The organism is Bradyrhizobium mercantei, from assembly GCF_001982635.1.
Classification (GTDB): Bacteria; Pseudomonadota; Alphaproteobacteria; order Rhizobiales; family Xanthobacteraceae; genus Bradyrhizobium; species Bradyrhizobium mercantei.
This window is the reverse complement of sequence record NZ_MKFI01000004.1, coordinates 478,556-504,467: the sequence shown is the minus strand read 5'-3', so window position 1 is coordinate 504,467 and position 25,912 is coordinate 478,556. Positions and strand designations below refer to the sequence as shown.

Sequence of the window (25,912 nt, the reverse complement as noted above, 5' to 3'; positions counted from 1 at the left end):
CCCGCTAGTGCTAGAGCCAATCGATTTTGTGACACATGCCGAAAGTGGCGGTCGGCCGCAACGCTGATGGTCTGCGCTGCCACTCGCTCCAGTCCGTCGATCTCCTTGACTCGGTACAGCGGAAACCGATCGCGGATTGCTGCTGCCAGCTCAAGCGGAATGTACCTCGCATCTATCGTTTGATTTTCGGCTTTCGTGAAGGTGAAGGTTTTTTCTCAGTATCTGATGATGGCGATCGTGATCTCGCGCCAAAAGGTGAGGGGGCCGCAGCCCCCTCGATGATGATCAGCGCCGGTGTCCGCCGCCGTGGTGTCCGCCACCATGATGTCCGCCGCGGTGACGGTGCCCGTGATGATGATGGCGGGGATAGAAGTGCGGACGATGATGCCATCCGTGATGGCGCGGTCCGTAGCCGTAGCCCGGTTGCCAGTAGCAGCGGCCCCAGCGATCGCAGACCTGGCGCACCTTGTCGACATTGGACGTTTCGCCTGCGATGTGGCCGGCCTGCGGCAGCCCGTTCGGCATCGCCGACGCCGCACCGGACATCAACGCTGCGCTTCCGAGCGCGGCCAGTCCAATAACGGCAAGCTTGATATTCATTGAGATCTCCTTGGTTGAAGCCTGAAAACGTTCGTGCGGCCGCCTGGTTGCTGCGACAAAAAAGACGCGCCGTGCACGTGGTCCTGGCGACGCCGGTTCAACGCAGTAAATGCGGGAGTTGTGAGGTCGCTGCATGCGCGGGCGACAATTGGCCGCGCGACAGAATAGCAACGCATCGCGCTCGCATGCGCTGTATGAAATTTGCGGTCGGGCGTGAGCTGAAAAGGTTGCGTTGATGCGCAGCCGCTCGCAGCAAGGCCATGCTCGAGTGCCGATCCGAGATCATGGTGCGATGCGTGCCGTCGCTTCACGGCCGCGCGTCGGGCAGCGGGGCAGAGGAAGCTGAGGAGGGCCGGATCACAAATTCTTGAGGGCTTGTCTGGTCAAAGAAAAAGCGCTGCCATCGCTGACGGCAGCGCTTTGATATCTCCCGGCCCGACCGGCGTGAGGCGGTCACGGCGACCGGCCTGCGGCCGATCCCTGCGGCATGGTGGATCGCGTTCGCGGCCTCGCGACCCGATCCGCGGCTCAGTCTTCGTTGGCGGCGATCGATTCCATCAGCGACACCAACTGGCGCTGCACGGTCTGATCCTTGATCTTGCTGTAGGCGCGCAGCAACCGGAGGCTGAACGCGCTGTCGAGGAACAGCAGGCTCTCGACTTCGCGGGCCTTGTTGTCGCCGTCGTAGAAGAAGGTGACCGGCACATCGAGCGCAGTCGCGATCTGCTGCAGGCGAGCGGCGCCGACACGGTTGACGCCCTTCTCGTACTTCTGAACCTGCTGGAAGCTGACGCCGAGTTTGTCGCCGAGTTCGGCCTGCGAGATCTTCTGCTCGACACGGCGCAGGCGAATCCGTTTGCCCAACTCGATGTCCGGCTTGCCGGCGCTGCGCTGCTTCATCTTCTTTGCTGCTGATCTGTTCATTCTTGTGACCCGTCCTTCAAATCGAGAATCCCTGGCCCGGTCGGGTCAGGGACACGTTGATGATGTACCGCGTTAAGCTCGAGTGGATCGTCAGTTCGTCCGAACGACGAATTCCAAGAAGATCGCGGGATGGTATCCAAACGCATTGGCGCGTTGGAAGCACCCTTTACCGACACGGCCGACTACCTGAAGTCGATCGCACCAAGGTGTCTCTCGACACCCCGCCCTCAACATTTGGCAAAATATTGACCAAATCACAACTAGCGCGAGTTTGATCGTCACAGATTTTGCGCGCATGCTTACTGGGCGGCACTGCACTGCGCCCGTAGTTCTACGGGCAATTATATTGTACGGGCGTCCTTGCATGGATGCAACCCCAGCTAGTGCATCCTGAGGTCGCGGCGATGGACCATGGTTGCTTGACTGAATCGCCGCCGAGGCGAAAAGTTTGACGTAAGTCCAAGTCAGGCTTTCGGAATGTTGCTGGACAATTGCCCAAAAGTTCTCGATCATCTGGAACAATTGTGCGTCTACGACAAGCCGGCGAACTTTGGCGGGAGAGGCCAATGAAGCGAAAGAGGGGTACGCCCCGACTCTACCTCGCGGCTTCGGGAGTGGAAGATATGCCGGTCGCAAATACGGAAGAACGGTTGCTGGCACTGCTGGCTACACTGGAAGAATGTCAGGCAATTTTGGCGGACCGGGCGAATACGGAGACGGCGCGGCTGTTGTCCCTTGCCATCCTCGAGCTCCGGATGGAGCTCCACAAGGTGACGGATTCCGAGCTGAAGGCGCTGTGTGACATGATCGTGTCGGACGAGCCGTTGCAGGAACCGGCGGGCAGGCAGTTGCCGCCTTATCTGCGGCTGATCAAGTAAGCGGGCGCCCCGCGCCAGGCGCGGGACGCTACGGGTTCTGAGCCGCGCCGCTCAGCCCGCGGTGACGTCGACCGCCTCGGCGCCTTCCAGCACGCGACGGGCCTTGTCACGGTCCAGGTCACCTTCCCATGCCGCGACCACGACGGTAGCGACGCAATTGCCGATCAAATTGCCGACCGCGCGCGCCATGCCGATGAACCAGTCGACCGAGAGCACCAGCACGAGGCCGATCGCCGGGATGCTCGGCACGGCGTTGAGCGTCGCCGCCAGGATGACGATCGCCGAACCCGGCACGCCGTGGGCGCCCTTCGAGGTGATCAGCGACACGCCGAGCACCAGCAGCAAATCGCCGAACGACAGCGGCGTGTTGGTCGCCTGCGCGATGAACACGACCGCGAGCGTCAGGTAGATCGAGAACGCATCGAGGTTGAAGGAATAGCCGGTCGGGATCACGAGGCCGACCACGGAATCCTTGACGCCGAAATGCTCCAGCTTGCGCATCACCTGCGGCAGCACCGCGTCGGAGGATGCGGTGGCGACCACGATCATCAGCTCCTCGCGCAGGTAGCCGAGGAATTTGAGGATGTTGACGCCGGCGAGCGCCATCACCCCGCCGAGCACGCCGAGCACGAAGATCGCAACCGAAACGTAAAACAGGGCGACCAGCGACAGCAACTGCTTCAGCGAGCCGACGCCGTATTTGCCGACCGTGTAGGCGACGGCGCCGAGCACGCCGATCGGCGCGAAGCGCACGATCAGGCCCATGGCGCGGAACAGCACGGTCGAGACCGCTTCGATGAAGGAGGAGATCCGCTCGCCCTTCTCGCCGCCGACCAGCGCCAGGCTGACGCCGAAGATGATGGCGAAGAACAGCACCTGCAGCACGTCGTTGCGCGACAGCGCGTCGAACGAGGTGGTCGGGATGATGTTGAGCAGGAAGCTGCCGATGCCTTCGCCCTTCAGCTTCTGCGCGTTGCTGGCATAGTTGCCGAGCGCCTTGGCGTCCAGCGTCGAGGTGTCGATGTTCATGCCGTGACCGGGCCCGAACAGATAGGCCAGGATCAGGCCGACCACGAGCGCGACCGTCGTCATCGCCTCGAAATAGACCAGCGCCTTGACGCCGACGCGTCCGACCTTCCTGAGGTCGCCGGCGCCCGCGATGCCGTGCACCACAACGCAGAACACGATCGGCGCCACGATCATCGAGATCAGCTTCAGGAAGGCATCGCTGAAGATCTTCAGCCCGATCGCGAAATCCGGCGCGGCCATGCCGATGACGATACCGAGCAGCAGCGCGACCAGCACCTGCACGAACAGTGATGTGTAAAGCGGCTTGCGTGCCACTGTGGCTTCCGCGGCGATGGTCGACATGAACTTCCCCCTGTTTCTGGTCGTCCGAACCCGCCCCATCTTAGCAACTTGCGTGCCAAGATGTCGCAGGATCGGGGCCATTTGCCGGGTTAATCGCCGGTTTCGAGGGTGCTGGTCACGGTGTAGACGACGCCGTGGGGCAGGAAATCGACCGTGGCCTCGCCGCCGAGCTGGTCGCGGGCGCTGCGCTCGATCAGGCGGGAGCCGAAGCCGCGCTGGACCGGCGCGGTGACCGCCGGGCCGCCGGCCTCGGTCCAGATCATCCGGAGCTTCGGTGCGGGACCTTGCTCGAGGATTTCCCAGTCCAGCGTCACCGTTCCGGTGTCGTTGGACAGCGCGCCATATTTGGCGGCGTTGGTCGCCATCTCGTGCAACAGCATCGACAGCACCAAAGCAAACCGGGGCGACAGCGGCACGCGCGGCCCGAACATCCTGACCCGCTCGGAGGTGTTGAGCAGATAGGGCCGCAGCACGCGGCTGATCACGTCCTGGAGGTCGGAGCCCTGCCATTTGTCGGTCGAGAGCAAATTGTGCGCCTCGGCCAGCGCGCCGAGCCGGCCCTCGAATTTCTCGCGCTCGGCTCGGCTCGCGCTGCGGAAGGTCTGTGTGGCGATCGATTGCAGGATCGCCAGCGTGTTCTTGACGCGGTGGTTGAGCTCCTCGATCAAGAGGTCGTGCAGCATCTCGCCGCGCGCGATCGTGGTCGCCATCCGGACCGCAAAGGCGAGGCCGACCAGCAGCAGCACGCCGCCGATCACGCTGGTGATCGCAAGCGAGCGCCACAGCGGCGCCACCAGCGAATTCTCGGCAATGCCGGCGGCGACGGTCCAGCCGGTGACGCGCGACCGGGTGAAGCCGGTGATCAGCGCCACGCCTTCGAGCGAGACCGTCGGCATTGTCGCCTCGGTGTTGCGGAACATCTCGGCAAACAGCGATGGCGCGGCGCGCTGGCCGATGGTCGCCTGCGGATTTGGCACCCGCGCCAGGTTGACGCCGTCGCTGTCGAAGATCGAGATGGTCCAGTCCTGGTTCAGGCGCTGCTTCTCGATGATGGCCTGGAAGACCTCGATCGGCGGGCTGAAGGAGATGTCGTAGAGCACCTCGCCGTCGCGCATCACCGGCACCTCGACGGTGATGATCAGACGCTGCTTCACCATGCCGAAGAACAGGTTGGAGTATTGCGGCTGCCTTGTCGCGAACACCTTCCCGAGGATCTCGAGATTGTTGCGCGGCGGCAGGCTCGCGGTGTCCTGCGTCAGCGAGGAGAACACCTGCCGTCCCCCGCGGTCGGCCACCAGCACCACGCCGTCCTTGCCGTACTGGTCGATGAAGCCGGCCGCGACGCGCCGGAAATTGTCGAACTCGCCGTTGCGCAGCGAGTTGGTCAGCGCCAGCACCTCCAGCCCGCCGGTCATGCGCTGCATTTCCGCATCGAGCAGCAGGCGGATGCTGCGCGCCGTCTCCAGTACGCGCTGGGTGGCAGCCTGGCGGTCGCGCTGATAATTGTGAAAGACGATGCCGACCGCGAAAATGATCAGCGGCAACATCGTTCCCGCGACCAGAAGCACGAGACGTACTGGCAATGTCAGTTTCGGCACGAAGTCCCCGGGTCGGTGCCCAATTTGCGGCGAGCTTAGGGGAAGCGGGAAAAGTCCGCCAAAGGAAATGACTGGTAGTCGGAAAAATTCCGCGGCGCACACCCTGCGCCGCGGAGGAGTCATTGGTCAGAGATTGCTCTCGGTGATCGCGGCGTAGACCATGGTGCGCAGCTCGCGCCGCAGCGGATAGGCGCTCGACGGCAGCACCTGGGTCATGAAGATGGTGATCAGCTCTTCGGCCGGATCGATGAAGAACGACGTCGTCGCCGCGCCGCCCCAGTTGAATTCGCCCGGGCTGCCCGCGATCAGCGTCTGCGCCGGATGCATCGTGACGGCGAAGCCGAGGCCGAAGCCGATGCCGTGATAGGCGGCTTCGGCAAACATCGAGCGCGACATCGCCGGCAGGTCGACCCCGCCGGGCAGGTGGTTCGAGGTCATCAGCTTCAGCGTCTTGGGGCCGAGCAGGCGGACGCCGCCGAGCTCGCCGCCATTGAGCAGCGCCCGGCCGAAGGTGAGATAATCGGCGGCGGTCGAGCACAGCCCGCCGCCGCCCGAGATCAGCGAGGGCGGCGACAGGAAAGAGCTGGTCGTCGGATCGTCCTGCAAGGTCAGGGTGCCCTTGCGCTCGGCGGCGAGCGGGTTGAAGCCGCCCTGTGGGTCGGCGGAATAGCAGGCGGCAAAGCGATGCGCCTTGTCGGCCGGCACGAAGAAGTCGGTGTCGCTCATGCCGAGCGGCTTGAAGATGCGCTCCTTCAGGAATTGCTCGAACGGCATTCCCGAGATCTTGCCGACGAGATAGCCGAGCACGTCGGTGGAGACCGAGTAATTCCAGGCTTCACCCGGCGCGAACTCCAGCGGGATCTTGGCGAGATCCTCGATCATGCCATCGAGCGTGCCGGCCTTGATCACCTCGCCGATCTTCTTCTCGCGATAGGCTGCGTCGACATTGGAGCGCTGCTGGAAGCCGTAGGTGAGGCCCGACGTGTGGCGCAGCAGGTCGACGATCTGCATCGGCCGGCTCGGCGGGCGGGTCAGGAACGCGGGCGCGGTGCCGGCGACGAATACGCCGAGGTTCTTCCATTCCGGAATGTATTTGGCGACCGGCTCGTCGAGCGCGACCCTGCCTTCCTCGACCAGCATCATGAAGGCGACCGACGTGATCGGCTTGGTCATCGAATAGATGCGGAAGATGGTGTCGTCCTTGACCGGCACCTTGCGCTCGAGATCGGCAAAGCCCTGGACGGTGGAATGCACGATCTTGCCGCGGCGGTAGATCAGGAGCTGGGTGCCGGGAAAGCGGCCGGAGTCGATATAGCGGCTCTTCAGATGTGCTTCGAGGCGGTTCAGCGCGGTGGTCGACATTCCCGCGGATTCGGGCGAGGCAGGCGTGGGGGCTAGCATCAGGCGTTTCTCCGGCTTGCAAGGCAGCCTTGATAGCCGAAAAGTGTCCGTTTCACCAATCCGCTGCTGCTTACCGGCACAGGGCCGGTGGTGTACGCTCGCGCCCGCAAACGCGCCCCGTAAGGGCCTCAAGGGAAACGCCGAGATGACCCAGTTCAACGAAACCGAGCTCACCGCCGCCGTCATCCGCAGCTTCGACCAGACGCCCGATCCCAGGGCTAAGTTCCTGCTGCAGGAACTGGTGAAGTCGCTGCACGATTATGTGCGCAGGACCGATCTCACCTTCGAGGAATGGGACCACGCGATCGGCTTCCTGACCCGCACCGGGCAGAAGTGCACCGACATCCGCCAGGAATTCATCCTGCTCTCCGACGTGCTCGGCGTGTCGATGCTGGTCGATGCCGTCAACCACAGGGATCGCGACGGCGCCACCGAAACCACGGTGCTCGGCCCGTTCTATGTCGGCGAGCACAAGGTGACGCCGCACGGCACCGACGTCTCGGCGAGCCTGCCCGGCGAACGCATGTTCGTGCAAAGCCGCGTCACCGATCTCGACGGCAAGCCGCTTGCCAACGTGCCGGTCGATATCTGGCACGCCGATGACGACGGGTTCTATGACTCGCAGAAGCCGAGCTATGCCAGCGAAGGTCCGTCGTCGCGGGCGCGCTTCATCACCGACGCCGATGGCCGCTTCTTCTTCCGCACCATCGTGCCGTGCAGCTATCCGATCCCGACCGACGGTCCGGTCGGGCAGATGATCACCCAGACCAACCGTCACCCGATGCGGCCGGCGCATGTGCACTTCCTGGTCAACGCCAAGGGCTATGAGCCGCTGATCACGCACGTCTTCGTCGAGGGCGACAAGTATATCGATTCCGATGTCGTGTTCGGCGTGAAGGACGAACTGATCGCCAAGGTCGAGCGGCGCAGCGATCCTGTCATGCCCGACGGCCAGCCATCGGACGGCCCGTGGAGCCTGATGACCTACGAATTCCGCGTGAAGCCCGGCGGCGGAATGGCGCCGGCGCCGCTCGGCACCAAGGTCACCGAAGACGCCTGATCGCCGTCGTCGAAGCCGATTGCTCAATCCTTGTGCGCCGCACAAGGATTGAGCGAATCGCAAGTTTTGACAGCGCGCGGAAATTGCGCGTGCGCTGCGACAAGTCGCGCAAAACATTGCAATAAAATCCGTTTTTGCACCGCGGTAGCTTGGCACAGGGCTTGAATAGTCTGGTGCCGACGCCATTGAAGCCGTCCCTCGAGGCCACCCCATCGGATTGCTGACGCCACCACACCGGGGCTCCCCGGTGCACGCCCTTTTGCGCCCTGCGCGCGTCGCCGCCCGACGGACCGGTGCTCGACGCACAGACGCAACACCGCAACGCAACGACGCAAAGGACGACCGATGACCAAGCCCACCGACAAGCCTCCAGGCCGTGCGATCAACCGCCGCCAGCTCCTGAAGGCAACCAGTGGCGCCGCCGCGCTGCTCGCCGCGGCCAGGCTCAACTTTCCCGCTGGTGCATTCGCGCAAGGCGCGGGCCCGGAAGTGAAGGGCGCCAAGCTCGGCTTCATCGCGCTCACCGATGCCTCGCCGCTGTTCGTCGCCAAGGAGAAGGGCATCTTCGCCAAATACGGCATGCCCGACGTCGAGGTGCAGAAGCAGGCCTCGTGGGGCACCACGCGCGACAATCTCGTGCTCGGCTCCGAGGGCAACGGCATCGACGGCGCGCACATCCTGACCCCGATGCCGTATCTGATCTCGGCCGGCAAGGTGACGCAGAACAATCAGCCGACGCCGATGTACATCATGGCGCGGCTCAATCTGAACGGTCAGTGCATCTCGGTCGCCAAGGAATATGCCGATCTCAAGATCGGCGTCGACACCGCGCCGTTCAAGCCGGCGCTGGAGAAGAAGAAGGCCGGCGGCAAGGCGGTGAAGGCCGCGATGACCTTCCCCGGCGGCACGCATGATCTCTGGATCCGCTACTGGCTCGCCGCCGGCGGCATCGATCCCGACAAGGACATCGAGACCATCGTGGTGCCGCCGGCACAGATGGTGGCCAACATGAAGGTCGGCACGATGGACTGCTTCTGCGTCTGCGAGCCGTGGAATTTGCAGCTGATCCATCAGGAGATCGGCTACACCGCGATCACCACCGCCGAGCTCTGGGACAAGCATCCGGAAAAATCGTTCGGCCTGCGCGCCGCCTGGGTCGACAAGAACCCGAAGGCCGCCAAGGCGCTGCTGATGGCTGTCATGGAAGCCCAGCAGTGGTGCGAGAAGGCGGAGAACCGCGAGGAGACCGCGGCGATCTGCGCCAAGCGGCAGTGGATCAACTGCCCGGTCGAGGACATCACCGACCGCATGAAGGGCAAGTTCGACTACGGCACCGGCCGCGTGGTCGAGAACTCGCCGCAGCAGATGCGGTTCTGGAAGGACAACGCGTCCTATCCCTATCAGAGCCACGACCTCTGGTTCCTGACCGAGGACATCAGGTGGGGCAAGTATGAGGCGGGCTTCGACACCAAGGCGCTGATCGCCAAGGTCAACCGCGAGGATCTCTGGAAGGAGGCCGCCAAGGAGCTTGGCGTCTCCGACATTCCAACCTCGACCTCGCGCGGCAAGGAGACCTTCTTCGACGGCAAGGTGTTCGATCCCGCCGATCCCGCCGCCTACCTGAAGTCGCTGTCCATCAAGCGTGTCGACGTCTGATTTGAGCGAGCCGCGCGTCTCGTGCGGCTCTTCCTTTGCCCACGGAGATTTTCATTCAATGTCGATGCCTGCCATGAAGACCGAAGTGTCGGCGGTGGTGATCGCGCCGGCCGCCGCCGCGGCGCCGGTCGTGACCATGACGCCGAAGCGCACGCCGCGCGCCGAGAGCTACGCCAGGATGGCGAAGGAGACCGCCGCGCGCGTGGTGCCGCCGCTGATCGTGGTCGCGCTCTTGCTCGTGGTGTGGGAGCTGATCTGCCGGCGCGCCGGCTCCAGCCTGCCGCCGCCGTCAAAAGTGTTCAAGGACACCAGGGAGCTGATCCTCGATCCGTTCTTCGACAATGGCGGCATCGACAAGGGCCTGTTCTGGCATCTCTCCGCGAGCTTGCAGCGCGTCGCCTACGGCTACTCGCTGGCGGCGATCGCCGGCATCGCGCTCGGCACGCTGGTCGGACAATCGGTCTGGGCCATGCGCGGCCTCGATCCGCTGTTCCAGGTGCTGCGCACGATTCCGCCGCTGGCGTGGCTGCCGCTGTCGCTCGCCGCGTTTCGCGACGGCCAGCCCTCGGCGATCTTCGTCATCTTCATCACCTCGGTGTGGCCGATCATCATCAACACCGCGGTCGGCATCCGCAACATTCCGCGGGACTACCGCAACGTCGCCGCCGTGGTGCAGCTCAATCCGCTGGAGTTCTTCACCAAGATCATGATCCCGGCGGCCGCGCCCTACATGTTCACCGGCCTGCGCATCGGCATCGGCCTGTCCTGGCTCGCGATCGTCGCAGCCGAAATGCTGATCGGCGGCGTCGGCATCGGCTTCTTCATCTGGGATGCGTGGAATTCCTCGCACATCAGCGAGATCATCCTGGCGCTGTTCTATGTCGGCATCATCGGCTTCGTGCTCGACCGCCTCATTGCGGGCCTCGGCAAGGTCGTGACCCGCGGCACCGCTGCGAACTGAGGGGGACAAGTCATGCAGGCCTATCTGAAGCTCGATCACATCGACAAGATTTTTGCCCGCGGCAACGCCACGTCAGAGGTGCTGAAGGACATCAATCTGACGATCGAGAGGGGCGAATACGTCTCGATCATCGGCCATTCCGGTTGCGGCAAGTCGACCTTGCTCAACATCGTCGCCGGCCTCACCGGCGCCACCAATGGCGGTGTGCTGCTGGAGAACCGCGAGGTCAATTCGCCGGGACCGGATCGCGCCGTCGTGTTCCAGAACCACAGCCTGCTGCCGTGGCTCACCGTCTACGAGAACGTCAAGCTCGCCGTCGACAAGGTGTTTGCCAAAACCAAGAGCAGGGCCGAGCGCGATGCCTGGGTGATGCACAATCTCAGCCTGGTGCAGATGGCGCATGCCAGGGACAAGCGGCCGAGCGAGATCTCCGGCGGCATGAAGCAACGCGTCGGCATCGCGCGGGCGCTCGCCATGGAGCCCAAGGTGCTGCTGCTCGATGAGCCGTTCGGCGCGCTCGACGCGCTGACCCGAGCGCATTTGCAGGATTCGGTGATGGCGCTTCACCAGAAGCTCGGCAACACCATCCTGATGATCACCCACGACGTCGACGAGGCCGTGCTGCTGTCGGACCGCATCGTCATGATGACCAACGGCCCGAGTGCGCGGATCGGCGAAGTGCTCGAGGTGCCGTTGGCGCGCCCGCGCAAGCGGCTCGAGCTCGCGACCAACCCCGGCTACCTGAAGTGCCGGCAGCGCGTGCTCGAATTCCTCTATGAGCGCCACAGCTTCGTCGAGGCGGCGTAACTCCTTCACCTCACGCAACGGCGCGGCGAGGGAAGCAGCGTGCACGGAGGCACACATGACACCCGACCAGGTCAAGCTCGTCCAGGTGGCGCCGATCTCGGAGCAGGCGGCGGTCATCTTCTATGACCGGCTGTTCGAGGTCGCGCCGGCGGTGAAGGCAATGTTCCCCTCCGACATGGCCGAGCAGCGCAAGAAGCTGATTGCGACGCTTGCCGTCGTCGTCAATGGATTGAGCAATCTGTCGTCGGTGCTTCCGGCCGCCAGTGCGCTGGCCAAGCGCCACGTCAACTATGGCGCCAAGCCCGCGCACTATCCGGTGGTGGGCGGTGCGTTGCTGTGGACGCTGGAGAAGGGCCTCGGCGAGGCCTGGACGCCCGACGTGGCGGCTGCGTGGACCACGGCCTACGGCACGCTGTCCGGCTATATGATTGCAGAAGCCTATAGCGGCGCGCAGGCGGCCGAGTAGGGAACGATCCAGGCGGAGGCCGGCGGTACGACTGTCCCGCCGTCATTGCGAGGAGCGAAGCGGCGAAGCAATCCATCGCTCCACAAGTGGAGACATGGATTGCTTCGCGTCGCTCGCAGTGACGGAATGTCCTCAGCGCATTCGACGACACGTGCCTTCTCCACTATGGTCCACCCGTTCCGCCAACGGGTGAACCAATAATGATGTTCCTGGAAACGCCGCCGAAACTGATCCCGACCGAGATCTTCACCGCCGTGCCGGCCGAATTTCGCCGCAAGGTGGCAAGCGAATGGGCCGATGCCAACCGGCCGGGCGCGGTGACCGACTGCTTCATCGAGGGGCCGTCGTTCGATGCCGATGGCAATCTCTACATCGTCGACATTCCGTTCGGCCGCATCTTCAGGATCGCGCCGGACAAATCATGGGCGCAGGTCGCCGAATATGACGGTTGGCCGAACGGCCTGAAGATCGATGCGATGGGCCGCATCCTGATCGCCGACTACCGGCACGGGTTGATGGAACTCGATGCCCGATCCGGCGAGGTCACGCCGCTGCTGCGCTCGCGCAATTCGGAATCGTTCCGCGGCTGCAACGATCTGCACATCGCCTTGAACGGCGACATCTATTTCACCGACCAGGGCCAGACCGGGCTGCACGATCCGACCGGCCGGGTCTATCGGCTGCGCGTGAATGGCGCGCTCGACTGCCTGATCGACACCGGCATCAGCCCGAACGGCCTGGTGCTTGATCCGCATGAGGCGGTGCTGTTCGTCGCCATGACGCGCGACAATGCGGTCTGGCGCGCGCCGTTCATGAAGGATGGCAGCGTCTCCAAGGTCGGGCGCTTCTGCTCGCTGTTCGGCCCGAGCGGGCCCGACGGCATGACGATGGACAGAGCAGGGCGGCTGTTCGTCGCGCACGCCTCACTCGGCCATGTCTTCGTGTTCGCACCCAACGGCGAATGCATCGCGCGGATCAAGTCCTGCGCCGGACAGAGCTGCACCAATGTCGCGATCGGCGGCGCCAACCGCGACCGGCTCTACATCACGGAATCGGTGACCGGCTCGGTGCTGGTCGCCGACATCAGCGGGCTCGGCTAGGCGGCGGCGCGCGGCCGTTCGGGGAACGGCGAGTCGTACAGCCAGGAGAGTTTGTCGCAGAATTGCTCGAGGCTGGTCTCGCGGATCAGCTGGTTGCGCAGCAGCGCGTGTACGCCGGCGGGATGATAGACGTGGGTGCCGAGTTCACGGGCCTGAAGCTGGACCCGCGCCGTGCGCATCAGCCGGACCTGCCGGTATTTTTCCAGCGCATGCGCGAAGCGATCCGGCGTCTCGCCCAGGAGTTCGGCGAGCCAGACCGCGTCCTCCAGCGCCATGCAGGCGCCCTGGGCAAAATATTGCAGCATCGGATGGGCGGCGTCGCCGAGCAGCACCACGCGCCCGTCGACCCAGTGCTCGGTGGGATCGCGGTCGCAGGTCACCCACGCCTTCCAGTCCTTGCCGTGGTGAATGATCGCCTTGGCGCGAGGATGAACATCGCGAAAGCCCTCCAGTACCTCTTCGTGCGTCACCGGCCTGGCGGCAAAGGCTTCCGTCGGGGCGTTGTGACAGGTGATGGCGAGGTTGAAGACCTTCCAGCCCGAGAGCGGGTAGTGCACCAGATGGCACTTGGCGCCGGCCCATAGGGTCGCAGCGTTCCAGCGCAGATCCTCCGGCATCTGCTCGGTCGGGATGACCGATCGATAGGTGGTGTGGCCGGCGATCCGCGGCGGGCCGTCATCGACCATCTGCTGGCGGATCCGGGACCGCAGCCCGTCGGCGCCGATCAAAAGGCAGCCCCTGACGCGCTCGCCTGACTTCAGCCGTGCAATCACGGCCTCGCCGTCCTGCTCGTATCCGGTGACGTCGCAATCGCTGCGCAGCGTGATCGAAGGATGCGCCTCGCAGGCGCGCAGCAAGATGCCGTGCAAATCGCCGCGATGCACCACCGCATAGGGATTGCCGAAGCGCCGGCGGAAATAGCTGGTCAGATCGATGCTGGTGATCTCCTCGGCCGAGATCGCGTCCATCAGCCGCAACTGATCGATGAACACCGCAATCGAGCGGGCGGCATCGCCGAGATCGAGATGGTCGAAGGCATGGAAGGCGTTCGGGCCGAGCTGGATGCCGGCGCCGATCTCCTGGTAGCGCGGTGCGCGCTCCAGCACGGTGACCTGAAATCCCTTGCGGGCCAGCGCGACCGCCGTGGCCAGTCCGCCGATGCCGCCGCCTGCAATGATGATCGGATCCCTGCGCATGTCCTCTCCCTGGGTTTGTGGCTCTATTTCCTCGGTATCTTGCGCCGGCGGCCGGCATTGCCCTTGGTGTCGGGCTTTGCGTTAGTCCTGGCGCCGATCTTGGCCTCGCGCGTCTCCTTCGGCGCCGCCGCTGCGGGCACCTCGATCAGGCCGGCCTCGACCTCGTGCTCGAGCCGATCGAGATTCCTGTAGAGCTCGACCAGCACCCGCTTCAGCTCGGCAGCCTCCTTCGCCGACATCGCGCCGGTCGCGACCTCCTCATAGTGTTGGGCGATCGGCATCAGCCGGGAGGCCAGCTCGGCGCCATCAGGCGTCAGCGCGACCTGAAGGCTGCGCTGGTCGTTTTCCGGCCGGTCGCGCGTCAGCAGGCCGGCGCGGCTCATCTCGGCGACGATGCGCGACAGCGTCGAGACGTCGGCCGAGGTCAGTTCGGCGATTTCGCCGAGCCGCAGCGGGTGTCCCTGCTCCGAGAGCGCGGCGAGCACGCGGTACATCGGCAGCGTCAACTTCTCGTGACGGATGACGCGGACGAACAGATCGCCCATCCGCACGCCGAGTCTTGCGAGCAGATAGGGCAGCGAATTCGAAAATCGGTACATGGGCTTAGGTCCGGGCTTGATTCCAGGCAGGAGACGCCCGCCCGGAATAGCCGCCGGTCTTCGCATCGACAACAGTTGCATCTCAATCATTTGCATTTGCAACTTTCTCATTGACAAATAATTGGACTGGATGTTTTGTCCTGTCAACACGGAAACGAGGACGCGAGCCGGAAAGGACGACGCCATGCAGGGAAAGATCGCGCTGGAAGAGCACTTCGCCATCGAGGAGACGGTTCGCGACAGCGCGGGCTTCTCGCCGGCCGACGACTGGATCGAGCTCAAGGCCCGGCTGCTCGACATCCAGGACCGCCGTCTTGCCGAGATGGACGCGCACGGCATCGAGCTGATGCTGCTGTCGCTCAACGCGCCGGCGATCCAGGCCATCCCGGATCGCGCCCGCGCGCTGGAGCTGTCGCGCCGCGCCAATGATTTCCTGGCCGAGCAGGTGGCGCGGCGGCCGCAGCGCTTCCAGGGTCTGGCCGCGCTGCCGATGCAGGATCCCGAAGCCGCCGCGCGCGAGCTCGATCGCTGCGTCAGCGCGCTGAAATTCCGCGGCGCGCTCGTCAACGGCTTCAGCGAGGTCGAAGGCCAGGACGGCGCGGTCTACTACGACCGTAAGGAGTTCTGGCCGTTCTGGTCGGAGGTCGAGCGCCTCGACGTCCCGTTCTATCTGCATCCGCGTAACCCGCTGGCGAAGGATGCCGCGATCTACGAGGGCCATCGCTGGCTGATGGGGCCGACCTGGGCGTTCGGCCAGGAGACCGCGGTGCATGCGTTGCGCCTGATGGGCTCGGGATTGTTCGACGCCCATCCGCGATTGCAGATCGTCATCGGCCACATGGGCGAGGGCCTGCCGTATTCGATGTGGCGGGTTGACAACCACAACAAATGGATGCGCGCGCAGAACGTCTATCCCGCCAAGCGCAAGATCGCCGATTACTTCCGGGAGAATTTCTACATCACGACGTCAGGCAATTTCCGCACCCAAACCCTGATCGACGCGATGCTCGAGATCGGCGCCGACCGCATCCTGTTCTCGGCCGATTGGCCGTTCGAGAACATCGACCACGCCGCCGAATGGTTCGATACCGCGACCATCGCCGAAGGCGATCGCCTCAAGATCGGCCGCGACAACGCCCGCAAGCTCTTCAAGCTCTAAGCGCCTTCCAACCTGCCGCAGAGCAGTGCGCTTCATCCGTTGCAAGGGAGGAAACCGTGAGCACTTCGCCTGAAATCGATGTGCATGAGGAATTGTCCAACGCGGCCGTCGGCCGGCTGCACATACTCCTCGGCATCCTGATCACGCTCATCACGCTGTTCGATGGTTATGACACGTTCAATCCGGCCTATGTCATCCACTACGTGGCCAAACCCTGGGGACTGTCGCCGAGCCAGGCGGGGTTTCTCGTGAGCTCGGGCCTGGTCGGATTCCTGTTCGGCGCGGTCGGTCACGGCACGGTCGCCGACCGGCTTGGCCGGCGCGGCACGCTGCTCGCGGGCCTGTGGATCGTCAACGTCTTCACGCTGCTGACCGCAACCATCGGCAATGAGTTCTGGAGCTTCTGCGCGCTGCGCTTCGCGACCGGGCTTGGCCTCGGCGTGCTGCTGCCGCTGGGCACGACCTTCGTCAACGAGCTGGCGCCGCGCCGCGTCAGCAACGCATTCTCACTGTGGGGCGTGACGCTGGGCTGGTCGCTCGGCGGCGTCTGCGCCGGGCTGGTCGGGGTCTATCTGACGCCGCATTACGGCTGGCAGATCCTTTATTATCTCGGTGCGCTGTCGATTCCGCTGACCTTCGTCGCGCACGCGGTGTTGCCCGAAAGCCCGCAATTCCTGGCGGCGCGGCGCCGCACCGACCAACTGCGTACGTTGCTCGCGCGTCTTCGCCCGGAGCGCGCCGCGGCCTATCGCAACGCGACCTTCACCTCGGCTGACGCGGCGAGCGTGCCCAATCCGATCGCGGCGCTGTTGAGCCCGCGCTACCGCCGCGTCTCGCTGACGATCTGGATCACCGCATTCCTCAGCCTGTTCGCGATCTTCGGTCTTACCGGCTGGATTCCGACTGTCATGCAGAAACGCGGCGAGACCTTTGCGGCATCATTCGGTTTCGGGGCGATCATGCAGGCGATGTCGTTCGTCGGCGGGCTCACGCTCGCGATGCTGGCCGACCGCAACCTGTCGCTGACCCCGCGCTATCTCGCCACATGGTGGCTGACCGGCGGCATCGCCGTGCTGGCGCTGGTGTTCGTCAGCGGCCACGGCGTCAATCTCGCGATCGTCGCCATCGCCGGGTTCTGCATCATCGGCGCGCAACATGTGCTCAACAATTTCACCGCGGGCTCGTACGAGACGCTGCTGCGCGCCAGCGGCGTCGGCATGGAACTGGGCGTCGGCCGGGTCGGCGCGATTCTCGGGCCCTATCTGATCGGACTGTTGCAGCAGGTGACCGGCGGGCCCGACATCGTGTTCTGGGTGATCGGCGGGGCCGCGATCGTCGGCGCCTTCGCGATCGGCTCGCTTGGACTAGCCGTCGTGCCCCGGCCCGCGGCGATCGACACGGCGCCCGCGGAGTGACGATGCAGCCCTTCGCCTATAACGCGCCGGCAACCCGCGTGATCTTCGGATCGGGCACCCGCGCGAGCCTCGCCGATGAAGTCCGCCGGCTCGGCTGTCGCCGAGCGCTGCTGCTGTCGACTGCGCCGCAGCGTGGCGAGGCCGACGCGCTCGCCGCCGATCTCGGGCCGCTTGCGGCTGGCGTGTTCGCGGAAGCGGCGATGCATACGCCGATCGAGATCACGGCACGCGCCGTGGCGCAGGCGAGGGCGCTGGACGCGGATTGCGTGGTGGCAATCGGCGGCGGCTCGGCCACCGGGCTTGGCAAGGCGATCGCGCTCCACACCGATCTTCCGCAGATCGTGCTGCCGACCACCTATGCCGGCTCCGAGGCGACCGCGATCCTCGGCCAGACCGAGGGCGGCCGGAAGACGACGCTGCGCAGCCCAAAGGTGCAGCCGGAAGTGATCATCTACGACGTCGATCTCACGCTGACGCTGCCGCCGCAGCAAAGCGCCGTCTCCGGCCTCAACGCGATCGCCCATGCCGTCGAGGCGCTGTACGCGCATGATCGCAATCCGGTCACCTCCCTGATCGCCGCGGAAGCCATCCGCCGCTTCACGCAATCGCTGCCGAAGCTGGTCGCGGCACCCGATGATCGCGAGGCGCGCTCCGACGCGCTATACGCGGCGTGGCTATGCGGCTGCTGCCTCAACGCGGTGAGCATGCGCCTGCACCACAAGCTCTGCCACACGCTCGGCGGCATCTTCGACCTGCCGCATGCGGAGGCCCATGCGGTGATCCTGCCGCACGCAGTTGCCTACAACGCCCCGGCGGCCGGCGATGCGATGCAGCGTATCGCGTTCGCGCTCGGCGCAAGCGATGCGAGCGTCGGCCTGTATGACCTGGCGAACCGGCTCGGCGCGCCGACCTCACTTGCTGCGCTGGGATTGCAGCCGTCGGACATCGACCGCGCGGCGGCAGCCGCTGCGGAAACGCCCTATCCAAATCCGCGGCCGCTGTCCCTGCCGGCGCTGCACGCGCTGCTCTCAGACGCGCTGCATGGCGCGCGGCCAATTGCTTCATCGAGCGGCCGGGAGGCCTCGCATGCGTGATTTCGACGAGCACAACATCACCGAGGCCGTGATTGACAGCCTGGCGCAGACCGGCGACGCGCGCCTCAAGACCGTGATGACGAGCCTCGTGCGTCACCTGCATGATTTCGTCCGCGACGTCGAACCCAGCTTCGACGAATGGAACGCCGCGATCGATTTCCTGACCCGGACCGGACAGATGTGCAGCGACACGCGGCAGGAGTTCATCCTGCTGTCCGATACGCTCGGCGTCTCGATGCTGGTCGACGCGATCAACCATCGGATGCCTGAAGGCGCGACCGAGACGACGGTGCTGGGGCCGTTCTTCGTTGCCGCCGCGCCTGAGCTGCCGCTCGGCGCCGACATCTCCGGCGGCATCGAAGGCGAGCGGCTCAGCGTGAACGGCGTCGTCTGCGCGCCCGATTGCCGGCCGCTCGCCGGTGCGACGGTCGACGTGTGGCACGCCGACGATGACGGCTACTACGACGTCCAGCAGGCGGACCTGCAATCGCTCGCAATGCGGGCGCGGTTCAGGACCGATCGCGACGGGCGGTTCGCCTTCACGTCGATCATGCCGGCGTTCTATCCGATTCCGCATGACGGTCCGGTCGGCGCAATGCTTGAGGCGCTCGGACGCCACCCATACCGCCCGGCGCATGTCCACTTCATGATCGCCGCCGAAGGCTACGAGACGCTGATCACCCACATCTTCGATGCGGAAAGCCCATACCTGGATTCCGATGCGGTGTTCGGCGTCAAGAGCTCGCTGATTGCGCCGTTCTCCCGCGACGACCAGTCCGGAAATATTCAGCGCGGCCTCACATACCGGTTTGGCTTGAAACCGCTTCCTAACATCGAAGGAGACAACTGATGTCCAGTTCCACTCACCTTGCGGCGGCCGACAAGACCGGGCGACTTTCCGATTCCTGGGTCCTGCTGTTTGCCCGGCTCGCCATCGCGCCGCTGTTTCTCTACAGCGGCATCGGCAAGCTGATGGCGTTCTCCGCGACCGCCGGCCGCCTCGGTGGCGCCGACGGCATCGGTGCGGTGCTTGCAGCAGGTGCGACGGCGGTCGAGCTCGGCTGTGGCGTGGCGCTCGTGCTCGGCCTGTTCGCGCGGCAGGCCGCCGCCGTCCTGTTTCTGTTCACAATCGCCGCGACGCTGATGTTTCACAATTTTTGGGCCGCGCCCGAGGCGCAGGTCGTGACCCAGACCATCAACTTCCTGAAGAACCTCGGCCTGCTCGGTGCGCTCGCGCTGATCGCGGCCTATGGGCCGGGAAGCTACGCCGTGCGTGCAGGCTCCTGATTGCTGCGGCCACAGCGGCGTCGGCTTATGCGCCGGCGCTGGAACGTCGGACGCCGTCGGCCGGTGCGATGGAAAGAAGCCAGTCGCCGAACACCTGCTCGGCCTGCGCCGCGACCGCTCTTGCAAGCGCCTGCGTCGTCGCGCGCAGCTCCGGGATCGAAACCTTCGCCGCCGCCAGCTCGACGGCGTGGCCGACATACCATTCCTCGAGCTGCCGCGGATCGGCTTCGAGGTGGAATTGCAGCGCCAGCGCGTTTTGGCCCCAGGCGAAGGCCTGGTTCTCGTAATTGGCGTTCGAGGCCAGCCGCACGGCATCGCTCGGCAGTTCGAACGTGTCGCCATGCCAGTGCAGCACCTTGGTGTGGAGGTTGCGCAGGCACGATGACTTGCCGTCCGCCGTCAGTTCGGCCGGCCCCCAGCCGATTTCCTTCACCTTGCCCGGGAACACCCGCCCGCCGAGCGCCTGCGCCATCAATTGCGCGCCGAGGCAGATGCCCAGCGTCGGCAGGCCACGGCGCAGCCGCTGTTCCAGCAGCGCAATCTCGGCCACGAGGAACGGATAGGTGCCGGTCTCGTAGACCCCGATCGGCCCGCCCAGCACGATCAGGAGATCGGCATCGCGGATCGCAGGATCGGAGAGGTCGTCGACCGGCGCGTCGCAGAACGACACGCTCCAGCCCGTGCGCTCCATGATCGGGGCAAGCAGCCCGAGATCCTCGAACGCCACATGGCGGATGGCAATGGCGGAGCGCGGTGGTCGCATCGGTTAGGTCCGGTCTTTTCGCTGTATAATCTCAAATATAGCGTGGCGGATCGGAACGAGTCCAGTCGCAAGGGATCGTACAAGGAATCGTATCGGATCAGCGGTCGGAATGCATCTTCTCGAGAAATTCCTTCACACCGCTGACGGCGCCGGTCAGCGAAGCGACATAGCCGGGCAGGGCGCCCACGGCCTTGTGAAACTCGCTGCTCTTCATGATCTCGAGCACGCGCTGCATAGGCTCGGTCTCGAGGAACGCGCGCTTGCAGACAAAGAAGTAATCTTCCGTGAGCAGGCGGATGAAATCGAGGCCGAACTGCCGCGCGGCGGCCTCGACGCCGAAGCTCGCATCCGCCATGCCGCTGGCGACATAGGCGGCGACCGCGGCATGGGTGAACTCCATCTGCTGGGCACCGTTGATCCGGCTCTCCGCAATCTTCTGCTGCGCCAGCAATTGATCGAACAGCAGCCGCGTGCCGGAATCATGGTCGCGGTTGACGAAGCGGGCCTTGCGGTCGACCAGGTCCTTCAGCGAGCTGATCTTCAGCGGGTTGCCGCGCTTCACCATCAGGCCCATCTCGCGGGTCACGAAATTGATCACGCGGTCCTCGCGCGGATCGAGCCATTCCCGGCAAGCCTTGATGCCCTGCGCGCGCAACTCGCCGCGCGGCAGATGCACGCCGGAGAGGTCGCAGGCGCCCTGCGCCAGCGAAACCAGCGAATTCTGGTTGCTGACATAGCGCAGGTCGACGCCGACGCCGCCTTCGCGATCGAGGAACTCGCGCAGCTTGGACACTGCAAAGCCGTGGCTGGCGTGGACCCGGATCACCTGCGGCCGCTGCTCGAGGAACGGCTTGATCTCGGTGACCAGTTCCTGTGCGAGGTTCTCGAGCTGCAATCCGAGCCGCGCCTGCATGCGCTCGCCGGCCCACACCAGCTTCTCACCGAACGGCGTCAGCTTCGAGCCCTTGCCGCGCTGGGTTTCCACCAGCGGCACGCCGAAGAACTCGGACCACTGCTCGATCAGGTTCCAGACATGGCGATAGGACAAATGCGCGTCGCTGGCGGCGCTGGTGATCTTCCCGGTCTTCCGGATCTCGTTGAGGATGCCGAGCATCACGACCGCGGTCTGCGGCGAGTTCTCTTTCCGAAAGCGCCAGACGGTCTCGATCTCGATCTGCAGCATCGTGGTCACCACTTATGAATTCAACTTCATATCCTGGTATACCAATAGGCACAAGATATCATATTTACTGCTGATCAAAGCCTCCTAGGTTGAAGGACAATACCAGGAGGAAATATGATGTCGATTGCATATGACTATGAACGCAACGCCCGCCGCGCCCCGGCCGTTCGGGATGAACTGCTGCTGATCGACGGCGCCCGCGTCCGCTCGCTGTCCGGGAACAGCTTCAAGTCGCTCAATCCCGCCACCGAGCAGGTGATCGCCGTCGTTGCCGAAGGTAACGAGGCGGATGTCGATCGCGCCGTTGCCGCCGCCCGGCGCGCCTTCGAGGGCCCCTGGCGCAGCATGCGCGCCGCCGAGCGCGGCCACATCCTGCTGAAATGGGCTGAGTTGTTGAAGCAGCACGCTGATGAAATCGTCGCGTTGGAAAGTCTCGATGCCGGCAAGCCGATCGCGGGCGTGCTGCGCCAGGATTTCCCCGCCGCCATCGACACGCTGACCTATTATGCCGGCTGGGCCGACAAGATCAGCGGCGACGTGGTCTCGACGCGCGACGACGCGCTGACCTACACGGTGCGCGAGCCGGTCGGCGTGGTCGCCGCGATCGTGCCGTGGAATTTCCCGCTGATGATCGGGATGTGGAAGCTGGCGCCGGCGCTGGCCTGCGGCTGCACGGTGGTGATGAAGCCGGCCGAGCTGACCTCGCTGTCGGCGCTCAGGATCGGTGAACTCGCGCTCGAGGCCGGGCTGCCGAAGGGCGTGCTCAACATCGTGACCGGGCCCGGCCGCGTCGTCGGCGACGCGCTGGTCAATCATCCCGACGTCGACAAGGTGACGTTCACCGGCTCGCCGGGTGTCGGGCGCGGCATCATGAAGGGCGCCGCCGGCAACTTCAAACGGGTCTCGCTCGAGCTCGGCGGCAAGTCCGCCAATGTGATCTTCGACGATGCCAATCTCGAGGCCGCCGCTAAGGCTGCGGCCGCCGGCATCTTCTTCAACGCCGGGCAGGTCTGCTCGGCCGGCTCCCGCGTGCTGGTGCAGGAGAACGCCTATGACGAGGTGGTGGAGCGCCTGGTCGCGCGCGCCGAGGCGTTGCGGATCGGCGATCCCGCCGATCGCGCCACCGCGCTCGGGCCGGTGATTTCCGAGAAGCAGATGCGCTCGATCCTCGACTATGTCGCGATCGGCAAGAACGAAGGCGCGCAGCTTGCTACCGGCGGCGCGCGGGTCGGCGACCGCGGCTATTTCATCAGCCCCGCGGTGTTCGCCAATGTCGCGCACGAGATGCGGATCTCGCAGGAGGAGATCTTCGGTCCCGTCGTCAGCGTGATCAAGTTCAAGGACGAGGCCGACGCGCTGCGCATTGCCAACGGCACCGCCTACAGCCTCGCCGCCGGCGTCTGGAGCGCCGACATGGGCCGCGTGCAGCGTTTCGCCAAGAAGGCCCGCGCCGGTACGGTGTGGATCAACACCTATGGCTACACCGATGTGCGGCTGCCGTGGGGCGGCGAACGCGACTCCGGCCTCGGCCGCGAGCACGGCACCGCCGCGCTCGACAATTTCACCGAGCCGAAGGCGGTGTGGATGAATCTCAACGTCTGATGGCACGTAATGCCAGCAAGAAGGCGCGGATCGGCGGATCCGCGCCGTTGGGATTGCGCGAGAGCGCGCAACACAACACCTGTCGTCCCGGCGCAGGCCGGGACCCATAACCCCTAATTCGCTTTGTTGGAACACGCTGGGGCCGCAGCGACGTTCACAACAGGCTTTTGTGGTTATGGGGTCCCGGCCTTCGCCGGGACGACGATGTGGTGGTATCGAACGGAGTGGTGACATCGACGATGTGGAGACATCATCGCCCGTTTCCTTTATCGTCTGCGTGGCTCCAACGAACGAGGCGATCGTGCAGACAAAAAAATTCGGCAGAAACGGCCCGCAGGTCTCGGTGATCGGGCAAGGCACCTGGTATCTCGATCGCGGTGACCGCAAGGCGGCCGTCGCTGCGCTGAAGCGCGGCATCGACGCCGGCATGATGCATATCGACACCGCCGAGATGTATGGCGACGCCGAGCTCGTGATCGCGGACGCGATCGCCGGCCGGCGCGACGGGCTGTTCCTGGTTTCGAAAGTGTTGCCGAGCAACGCCTCGCGGCGCGGCACCATCACCGCCTGCGAGCGCTCGCTGAAGCGGCTGAAAACCGATCGGCTCGATTGCTATCTGTTGCACTGGCGCGGAACCTATCCGCTCGCCGAGACCGTCGCAGCGTTCGACGAACTGATCGCAGCCGGCAAGATCCGCTCCTGGGGCGTCAGCAATTTCGATGCCGATGATCTCGACGAGCTGCTCGACGTCGCGGGCGAGGGCAAGATCGCCTGCAATCAGGTGCTCTACCATTTGCAAGAGCGCGCCATCGAGCACGCCGTGATTCCGTGGTGCGAGCGGCACGGCGTTGCCGTCGTCGCCTATTCGCCATTCGGCCACAATGATTTTCCCTCGCCGTCGACCAGGGCCGGCACGGTGCTGCAATCGATCGCACAGGCGCACCAGGCGACGCCGCGCCAGGTCGCGCTGAGCTTCCTCACGCGGCTGCCGTCGGTGCTGACAATTCCGAAGGCGTCGAATGCGGAGCACGCGGCAGAGAATGCCGCAGCGGGAACGCTCAAGCTCAGCGCCGATGAAATCGCCGCGCTCGATGAGGCGTTCGCGCGCGGGCCGAAGCCGCGCTCGCTGCCGATGCTCTGAAGAAACACGTCACACAACAATCCGGAGTCCCGCAAATTCGCGGGATTCACACCGCTCCGCTCCACACAGGTGTTAACAAACTGTTGCAGCTGCGGCCGCATTGTGGCTGCGGCGGGCCGTCGCGCGCGCTGACGCATATCGGAGTCCCGTTTTCGGGCATTGTTCTCTCAGCGGAATTGGCGTTCTGTATCAACAGCAGATTCCCCTTATTTTGCTCATCGAGATTGCCGTGACACCGCCCCCCGCCGCCGTAGCCGCCAGGCTGGACAGCGTTCCTCTTTCATTGCCCGCAAAGACTGCGCCCGCAACGACAAGCCTGGCGAGCAAAGCGCCGGCCCGCACCGACCGGCCGTTCAAGGGCATCGCGCTGATCCTGCTCTCGACGGTGTTTTTGGGCACCTCCGACGTCACCGCAAAATATCTCTCGTCCTCGCTGCCTTCGATCGAGATCGCCTGGATCCGCTTCCTGGTGTTCGCGCTGATCATGACGCCGGCGATGCTGCCGGGCTCGCCGCTGTTCGCGCTGCGCAGCAGCCGTCCCGGCCTGCATGTGCTGCGCGGTGCCGCGCTGCTCGGCTCGTCCCTGATCTTCATCACGGGGCTGGGCTTCTTGCCGATCGCCGAGGCCTCGGCCACCAGCTTCGTCTCGCCGCTGTTCGTCACCGCGCTGTCGATCGCTTTCCTTGGCGAGAAGGTCGGCATGCGGCGCTGGATCGCGACCGCGGTCGGCCTCGCCGGTGTGTTCATCATTCTGCGGCCGGGCACCAGCGCCTTCCACCCTGCCGCAATCTTCCCGATCGTCTCGGCGCTGGCCTGGGCCGGCACGCTGATCCTGACGCGCATGATGAGCGGCAGCGAGCGTCCGGTCACGGTGATGACCTATTCGTCCATTGTCGGTGTCGCCATCGTCAGCGCGCTGGTGCCGTTCGTGTGGGTCACGCCGAGCTGGCACGACATCATGTTCGGCATCCTGATCGGCGTTGCCTCCACCGTCGGACAGTGGATCGTGGTGCTGGCGTTCCGCTATGGCGATGCATCGGTGCTGGCGCCATTCTCCTACACACAGCTGCTCTGGGTCAGCATCCTCGGCTTCCTGATCTTCGGCGAAGTGCCGGACAGCTGGACCATCCTCGGCGCCGGCTTCATCGTCGCCTCGGGCCTCTACACCGCGCATCGCGAGCGCATCCGCCGCTCGCAATTGCTTGATGTGGCAAGCGAGCCGTCGCCGAACGCCTGAAGGTGCGACAAATCGTGCGCTGGTTGCGAAGGTGCGCACTCTAATCGTTGCGCGGGTACAACAGATCGCCCGAAAACTCTGCTTCCCTGGTGCTGAATCGAAGGATTCGGCAACAATCAGCAATCGTGCGGTTCGCTGCGTGCTAACCTGACTCCAAGAGCGCCGTAGAGCGTTTGGGGGCAGTGCACGTGCATTTTGGTTTGTCGTTTTTTTCAGTGGGATATCGGCTGCGGGGAGGCGCAATTGCGCTCTCGCTTTGCACCCTGATCGTTTTGCCGTTCGGTTCGGCCGGGGCCCAGAGCTACACCTGGGGTGGCGCCGGCAGCTCGACGAGCACGGACGTCTACGAGCTTCCGACCAACTGGTCGACCACGTCGCCCGGCGCGCCGCCGATCCTTCCGCCCCAGTCGGCCA

The 25,912-nt window shown here is 64.8% G+C and carries 24 protein-coding genes; 15 read left to right on the top strand and 9 right to left on the bottom strand.

Annotation, left to right across the window (positions count from 1 at the left end; all coding sequences use genetic code 11):
• Nucleotides 1–285 precede the first annotated feature (285 nt).
• The gene (locus BI327_RS42395) at nt 286–600 is read right to left on the bottom strand and encodes a hypothetical protein (protein ID WP_083742164.1); all 315 of its coding nucleotides are present in this window, start codon (nt 598–600) and stop codon (nt 286–288) included.
• Nucleotides 601–1,128: 528 nt separating this feature from the next.
• On the bottom strand, nt 1,129–1,524 hold the full coding sequence (locus tag BI327_RS20485) for a helix-turn-helix domain-containing protein (RefSeq protein WP_016844123.1): 396 nt from the start codon (nt 1,522–1,524) through the stop codon (nt 1,129–1,131).
• 623 nt (nt 1,525–2,147) lie between these two features.
• Between BI327_RS20485 and BI327_RS20480 the strand changes: the two genes are divergently transcribed.
• A complete protein-coding gene (locus BI327_RS20480; RefSeq protein WP_083742198.1) occupies nt 2,148–2,402 on the top strand; it encodes a hypothetical protein in 255 nt (84 codons plus the stop codon).
• Between the two features lie 51 nt (nt 2,403–2,453).
• Here BI327_RS20480 and BI327_RS20475 read toward each other — a convergent pair whose 3' ends face one another.
• From BI327_RS20475 to BI327_RS20465, 3 genes are all read right to left on the bottom strand, one after another.
• A complete protein-coding gene (locus BI327_RS20475) occupies nt 2,454–3,773 on the bottom strand; it encodes a dicarboxylate/amino acid:cation symporter (RefSeq protein WP_076862586.1) in 1,320 nt (439 codons plus the stop codon).
• Between the two features lie 89 nt (nt 3,774–3,862).
• Entirely contained in the window at nt 3,863–5,371 is a 1,509-nt protein-coding gene (locus tag BI327_RS20470; protein ID WP_076862585.1) for a sensor histidine kinase, read from the bottom strand.
• Between the two features lie 126 nt (nt 5,372–5,497).
• Nucleotides 5,498–6,772: a serine hydrolase domain-containing protein gene (locus tag BI327_RS20465; protein ID WP_076862584.1), complete on the bottom strand. Its 1,275-nt coding sequence runs from the start codon at nt 6,770–6,772 to the stop codon at nt 5,498–5,500.
• Nucleotides 6,773–6,917: 145 nt separating this feature from the next.
• Here BI327_RS20465 and BI327_RS20460 point away from each other — a divergent pair, with 145 nt between their 5' ends.
• The 6 genes from BI327_RS20460 to BI327_RS20435 all read left to right on the top strand — a co-directional run bounded on the left by BI327_RS20460 (nt 6,918) and on the right by BI327_RS20435 (nt 12,822).
• On the top strand, nt 6,918–7,832 hold the full coding sequence (locus tag BI327_RS20460; protein WP_076862583.1) for an intradiol ring-cleavage dioxygenase: 915 nt from the start codon (nt 6,918–6,920) through the stop codon (nt 7,830–7,832).
• Between the two features lie 345 nt (nt 7,833–8,177).
• The gene (locus tag BI327_RS20455) at nt 8,178–9,488 is read left to right on the top strand and encodes a CmpA/NrtA family ABC transporter substrate-binding protein (protein WP_076862582.1); all 1,311 of its coding nucleotides are present in this window, start codon (nt 8,178–8,180) and stop codon (nt 9,486–9,488) included.
• A gap of 58 nt (nt 9,489–9,546) precedes the next feature.
• Nucleotides 9,547–10,449, top strand: a complete 903-nt coding sequence (gene ntrB, locus BI327_RS20450) for a nitrate ABC transporter permease (RefSeq protein ID WP_076862581.1) — start codon at nt 9,547–9,549, stop codon at nt 10,447–10,449.
• 12 nt (nt 10,450–10,461) lie between these two features.
• Nucleotides 10,462–11,256 carry an ABC transporter ATP-binding protein gene (locus tag BI327_RS20445; RefSeq protein WP_076862580.1) on the top strand — a complete coding sequence of 265 codons (795 nt, stop codon included), beginning with the start codon at nt 10,462–10,464 and terminating at the stop codon, nt 11,254–11,256.
• A gap of 55 nt (nt 11,257–11,311) precedes the next feature.
• Nucleotides 11,312–11,722, top strand: a complete 411-nt coding sequence (locus tag BI327_RS20440; protein ID WP_076862579.1) for a globin family protein — start codon at nt 11,312–11,314, stop codon at nt 11,720–11,722.
• A gap of 200 nt (nt 11,723–11,922) precedes the next feature.
• The gene (locus BI327_RS20435; RefSeq protein ID WP_174683056.1) at nt 11,923–12,822 is read left to right on the top strand and encodes an SMP-30/gluconolactonase/LRE family protein; all 900 of its coding nucleotides are present in this window, start codon (nt 11,923–11,925) and stop codon (nt 12,820–12,822) included.
• Here BI327_RS20435 and BI327_RS20430 read toward each other — a convergent pair.
• Nucleotides 12,819–14,018 carry a 3-hydroxybenzoate 6-monooxygenase gene (locus BI327_RS20430; protein WP_076862578.1) on the bottom strand — a complete coding sequence of 400 codons (1,200 nt, stop codon included), beginning with the start codon at nt 14,016–14,018 and terminating at the stop codon, nt 12,819–12,821. The two genes, BI327_RS20435 and BI327_RS20430, sit on opposite strands and share 4 nt — an antisense overlap.
• A gap of 23 nt (nt 14,019–14,041) precedes the next feature.
• On the bottom strand, nt 14,042–14,617 hold the full coding sequence (locus BI327_RS20425) for a MarR family winged helix-turn-helix transcriptional regulator (RefSeq protein WP_076862577.1): 576 nt from the start codon (nt 14,615–14,617) through the stop codon (nt 14,042–14,044).
• A gap of 184 nt (nt 14,618–14,801) precedes the next feature.
• On the opposite strand from BI327_RS20425, the gene BI327_RS20420 reads away from it, so the two are divergent.
• From BI327_RS20420 to BI327_RS20400, 5 genes are read left to right on the top strand one after another with little or no spacing between them, the layout of a single operon-like run.
• Nucleotides 14,802–15,776: an amidohydrolase family protein gene (locus tag BI327_RS20420; RefSeq protein WP_076862576.1), complete on the top strand. Its 975-nt coding sequence runs from the start codon at nt 14,802–14,804 to the stop codon at nt 15,774–15,776.
• A gap of 56 nt (nt 15,777–15,832) precedes the next feature.
• Nucleotides 15,833–17,191, top strand: a complete 1,359-nt coding sequence (locus tag BI327_RS20415; RefSeq protein WP_076862575.1) for an MFS transporter — start codon at nt 15,833–15,835, stop codon at nt 17,189–17,191.
• Between the two features lie 2 nt (nt 17,192–17,193).
• On the top strand, nt 17,194–18,285 hold the full coding sequence (locus tag BI327_RS20410) for a maleylacetate reductase (protein ID WP_076862574.1): 1,092 nt from the start codon (nt 17,194–17,196) through the stop codon (nt 18,283–18,285).
• Nucleotides 18,278–19,135 (top strand): intradiol ring-cleavage dioxygenase, encoded by an 858-nt coding sequence (locus BI327_RS20405; RefSeq protein ID WP_076862573.1) that lies wholly within the window; start codon nt 18,278–18,280, stop codon nt 19,133–19,135. Before BI327_RS20410 ends, BI327_RS20405 begins: the two co-directional genes overlap by 8 nt.
• On the top strand, nt 19,135–19,572 hold the full coding sequence (locus BI327_RS20400) for a DoxX family protein (RefSeq protein ID WP_076862572.1): 438 nt from the start codon (nt 19,135–19,137) through the stop codon (nt 19,570–19,572). Before BI327_RS20405 ends, BI327_RS20400 begins: the two co-directional genes overlap by 1 nt.
• 25 nt (nt 19,573–19,597) lie before the next feature.
• Here BI327_RS20400 and BI327_RS20395 read toward each other — a convergent pair whose 3' ends face one another.
• Both BI327_RS20395 and BI327_RS20390 read right to left on the bottom strand, forming a co-directional pair.
• Nucleotides 19,598–20,335 (bottom strand): glutamine amidotransferase, encoded by a 738-nt coding sequence (locus BI327_RS20395; RefSeq protein ID WP_076862571.1) that lies wholly within the window; start codon nt 20,333–20,335, stop codon nt 19,598–19,600.
• Nucleotides 20,336–20,432: 97 nt separating this feature from the next.
• A complete protein-coding gene (locus tag BI327_RS20390) occupies nt 20,433–21,518 on the bottom strand; it encodes a substrate-binding domain-containing protein (protein ID WP_076863105.1) in 1,086 nt (361 codons plus the stop codon).
• A 117-nt stretch (nt 21,519–21,635) separates the two neighbouring features.
• Between BI327_RS20390 and BI327_RS20385 the strand changes: the two genes are divergently transcribed.
• The 3 genes from BI327_RS20385 to BI327_RS20375 all read left to right on the top strand — a co-directional run bounded on the left by BI327_RS20385 (nt 21,636) and on the right by BI327_RS20375 (nt 25,498).
• Entirely contained in the window at nt 21,636–23,120 is a 1,485-nt protein-coding gene (locus BI327_RS20385) for an aldehyde dehydrogenase family protein (RefSeq protein WP_076863103.1), read from the top strand.
• Between the two features lie 301 nt (nt 23,121–23,421).
• Complete coding sequence (locus tag BI327_RS20380; RefSeq protein WP_076863101.1) at nt 23,422–24,261, top strand: aldo/keto reductase; 840 nt, start codon at nt 23,422–23,424, stop codon at nt 24,259–24,261.
• Nucleotides 24,262–24,544: 283 nt separating this feature from the next.
• Nucleotides 24,545–25,498, top strand: a complete 954-nt coding sequence (locus BI327_RS20375) for a DMT family transporter (protein ID WP_076862570.1) — start codon at nt 24,545–24,547, stop codon at nt 25,496–25,498.
• Nucleotides 25,499–25,912 lie beyond the last annotated feature (414 nt).

What these genes read in the sequence shown, in the direction of transcription:
- BI327_RS20400 (WP_076862572.1), top strand. Translation starts at nt 19,135, where the DNA reads ATGTCCAGTTCCACTCACCTTGCGGCGGCCGACAAGACCGGGCGACTT.
- BI327_RS20395 (WP_076862571.1), bottom strand. Translation starts at nt 20,335, where the DNA reads ATGCGACCACCGCGCTCCGCCATTGCCATCCGCCATGTGGCGTTCGAG.
- BI327_RS42395 (WP_083742164.1), bottom strand. Translation starts at nt 600, where the DNA reads ATGAATATCAAGCTTGCCGTTATTGGACTGGCCGCGCTCGGAAGCGCA.
- BI327_RS20425 (WP_076862577.1), bottom strand. Translation starts at nt 14,617, where the DNA reads ATGTACCGATTTTCGAATTCGCTGCCCTATCTGCTCGCAAGACTCGGC.
- BI327_RS20430 (WP_076862578.1), bottom strand. Translation starts at nt 14,018, where the DNA reads ATGCGCAGGGATCCGATCATCATTGCAGGCGGCGGCATCGGCGGACTG.
- BI327_RS20475 (WP_076862586.1), bottom strand. Translation starts at nt 3,773, where the DNA reads ATGTCGACCATCGCCGCGGAAGCCACAGTGGCACGCAAGCCGCTTTAC.
- BI327_RS20455 (WP_076862582.1), top strand. Translation starts at nt 8,178, where the DNA reads ATGACCAAGCCCACCGACAAGCCTCCAGGCCGTGCGATCAACCGCCGC.
- BI327_RS20460 (WP_076862583.1), top strand. Translation starts at nt 6,918, where the DNA reads ATGACCCAGTTCAACGAAACCGAGCTCACCGCCGCCGTCATCCGCAGC.
- ntrB (WP_076862581.1), top strand. Translation starts at nt 9,547, where the DNA reads ATGTCGATGCCTGCCATGAAGACCGAAGTGTCGGCGGTGGTGATCGCG.
- BI327_RS20480 (WP_083742198.1), top strand. Translation starts at nt 2,148, where the DNA reads ATGCCGGTCGCAAATACGGAAGAACGGTTGCTGGCACTGCTGGCTACA.
- BI327_RS20405 (WP_076862573.1), top strand. Translation starts at nt 18,278, where the DNA reads ATGCGTGATTTCGACGAGCACAACATCACCGAGGCCGTGATTGACAGC.
- BI327_RS20485 (WP_016844123.1), bottom strand. Translation starts at nt 1,524, where the DNA reads ATGAACAGATCAGCAGCAAAGAAGATGAAGCAGCGCAGCGCCGGCAAG.
- BI327_RS20385 (WP_076863103.1), top strand. Translation starts at nt 21,636, where the DNA reads ATGTCGATTGCATATGACTATGAACGCAACGCCCGCCGCGCCCCGGCC.
- BI327_RS20440 (WP_076862579.1), top strand. Translation starts at nt 11,312, where the DNA reads ATGACACCCGACCAGGTCAAGCTCGTCCAGGTGGCGCCGATCTCGGAG.
- BI327_RS20410 (WP_076862574.1), top strand. Translation starts at nt 17,194, where the DNA reads ATGCAGCCCTTCGCCTATAACGCGCCGGCAACCCGCGTGATCTTCGGA.
- BI327_RS20445 (WP_076862580.1), top strand. Translation starts at nt 10,462, where the DNA reads ATGCAGGCCTATCTGAAGCTCGATCACATCGACAAGATTTTTGCCCGC.
- BI327_RS20465 (WP_076862584.1), bottom strand. Translation starts at nt 6,772, where the DNA reads ATGCTAGCCCCCACGCCTGCCTCGCCCGAATCCGCGGGAATGTCGACC.
- BI327_RS20390 (WP_076863105.1), bottom strand. Translation starts at nt 21,518, where the DNA reads ATGCTGCAGATCGAGATCGAGACCGTCTGGCGCTTTCGGAAAGAGAAC.
- BI327_RS20420 (WP_076862576.1), top strand. Translation starts at nt 14,802, where the DNA reads ATGCAGGGAAAGATCGCGCTGGAAGAGCACTTCGCCATCGAGGAGACG.
- BI327_RS20435 (WP_174683056.1), top strand. Translation starts at nt 11,923, where the DNA reads ATGATGTTCCTGGAAACGCCGCCGAAACTGATCCCGACCGAGATCTTC.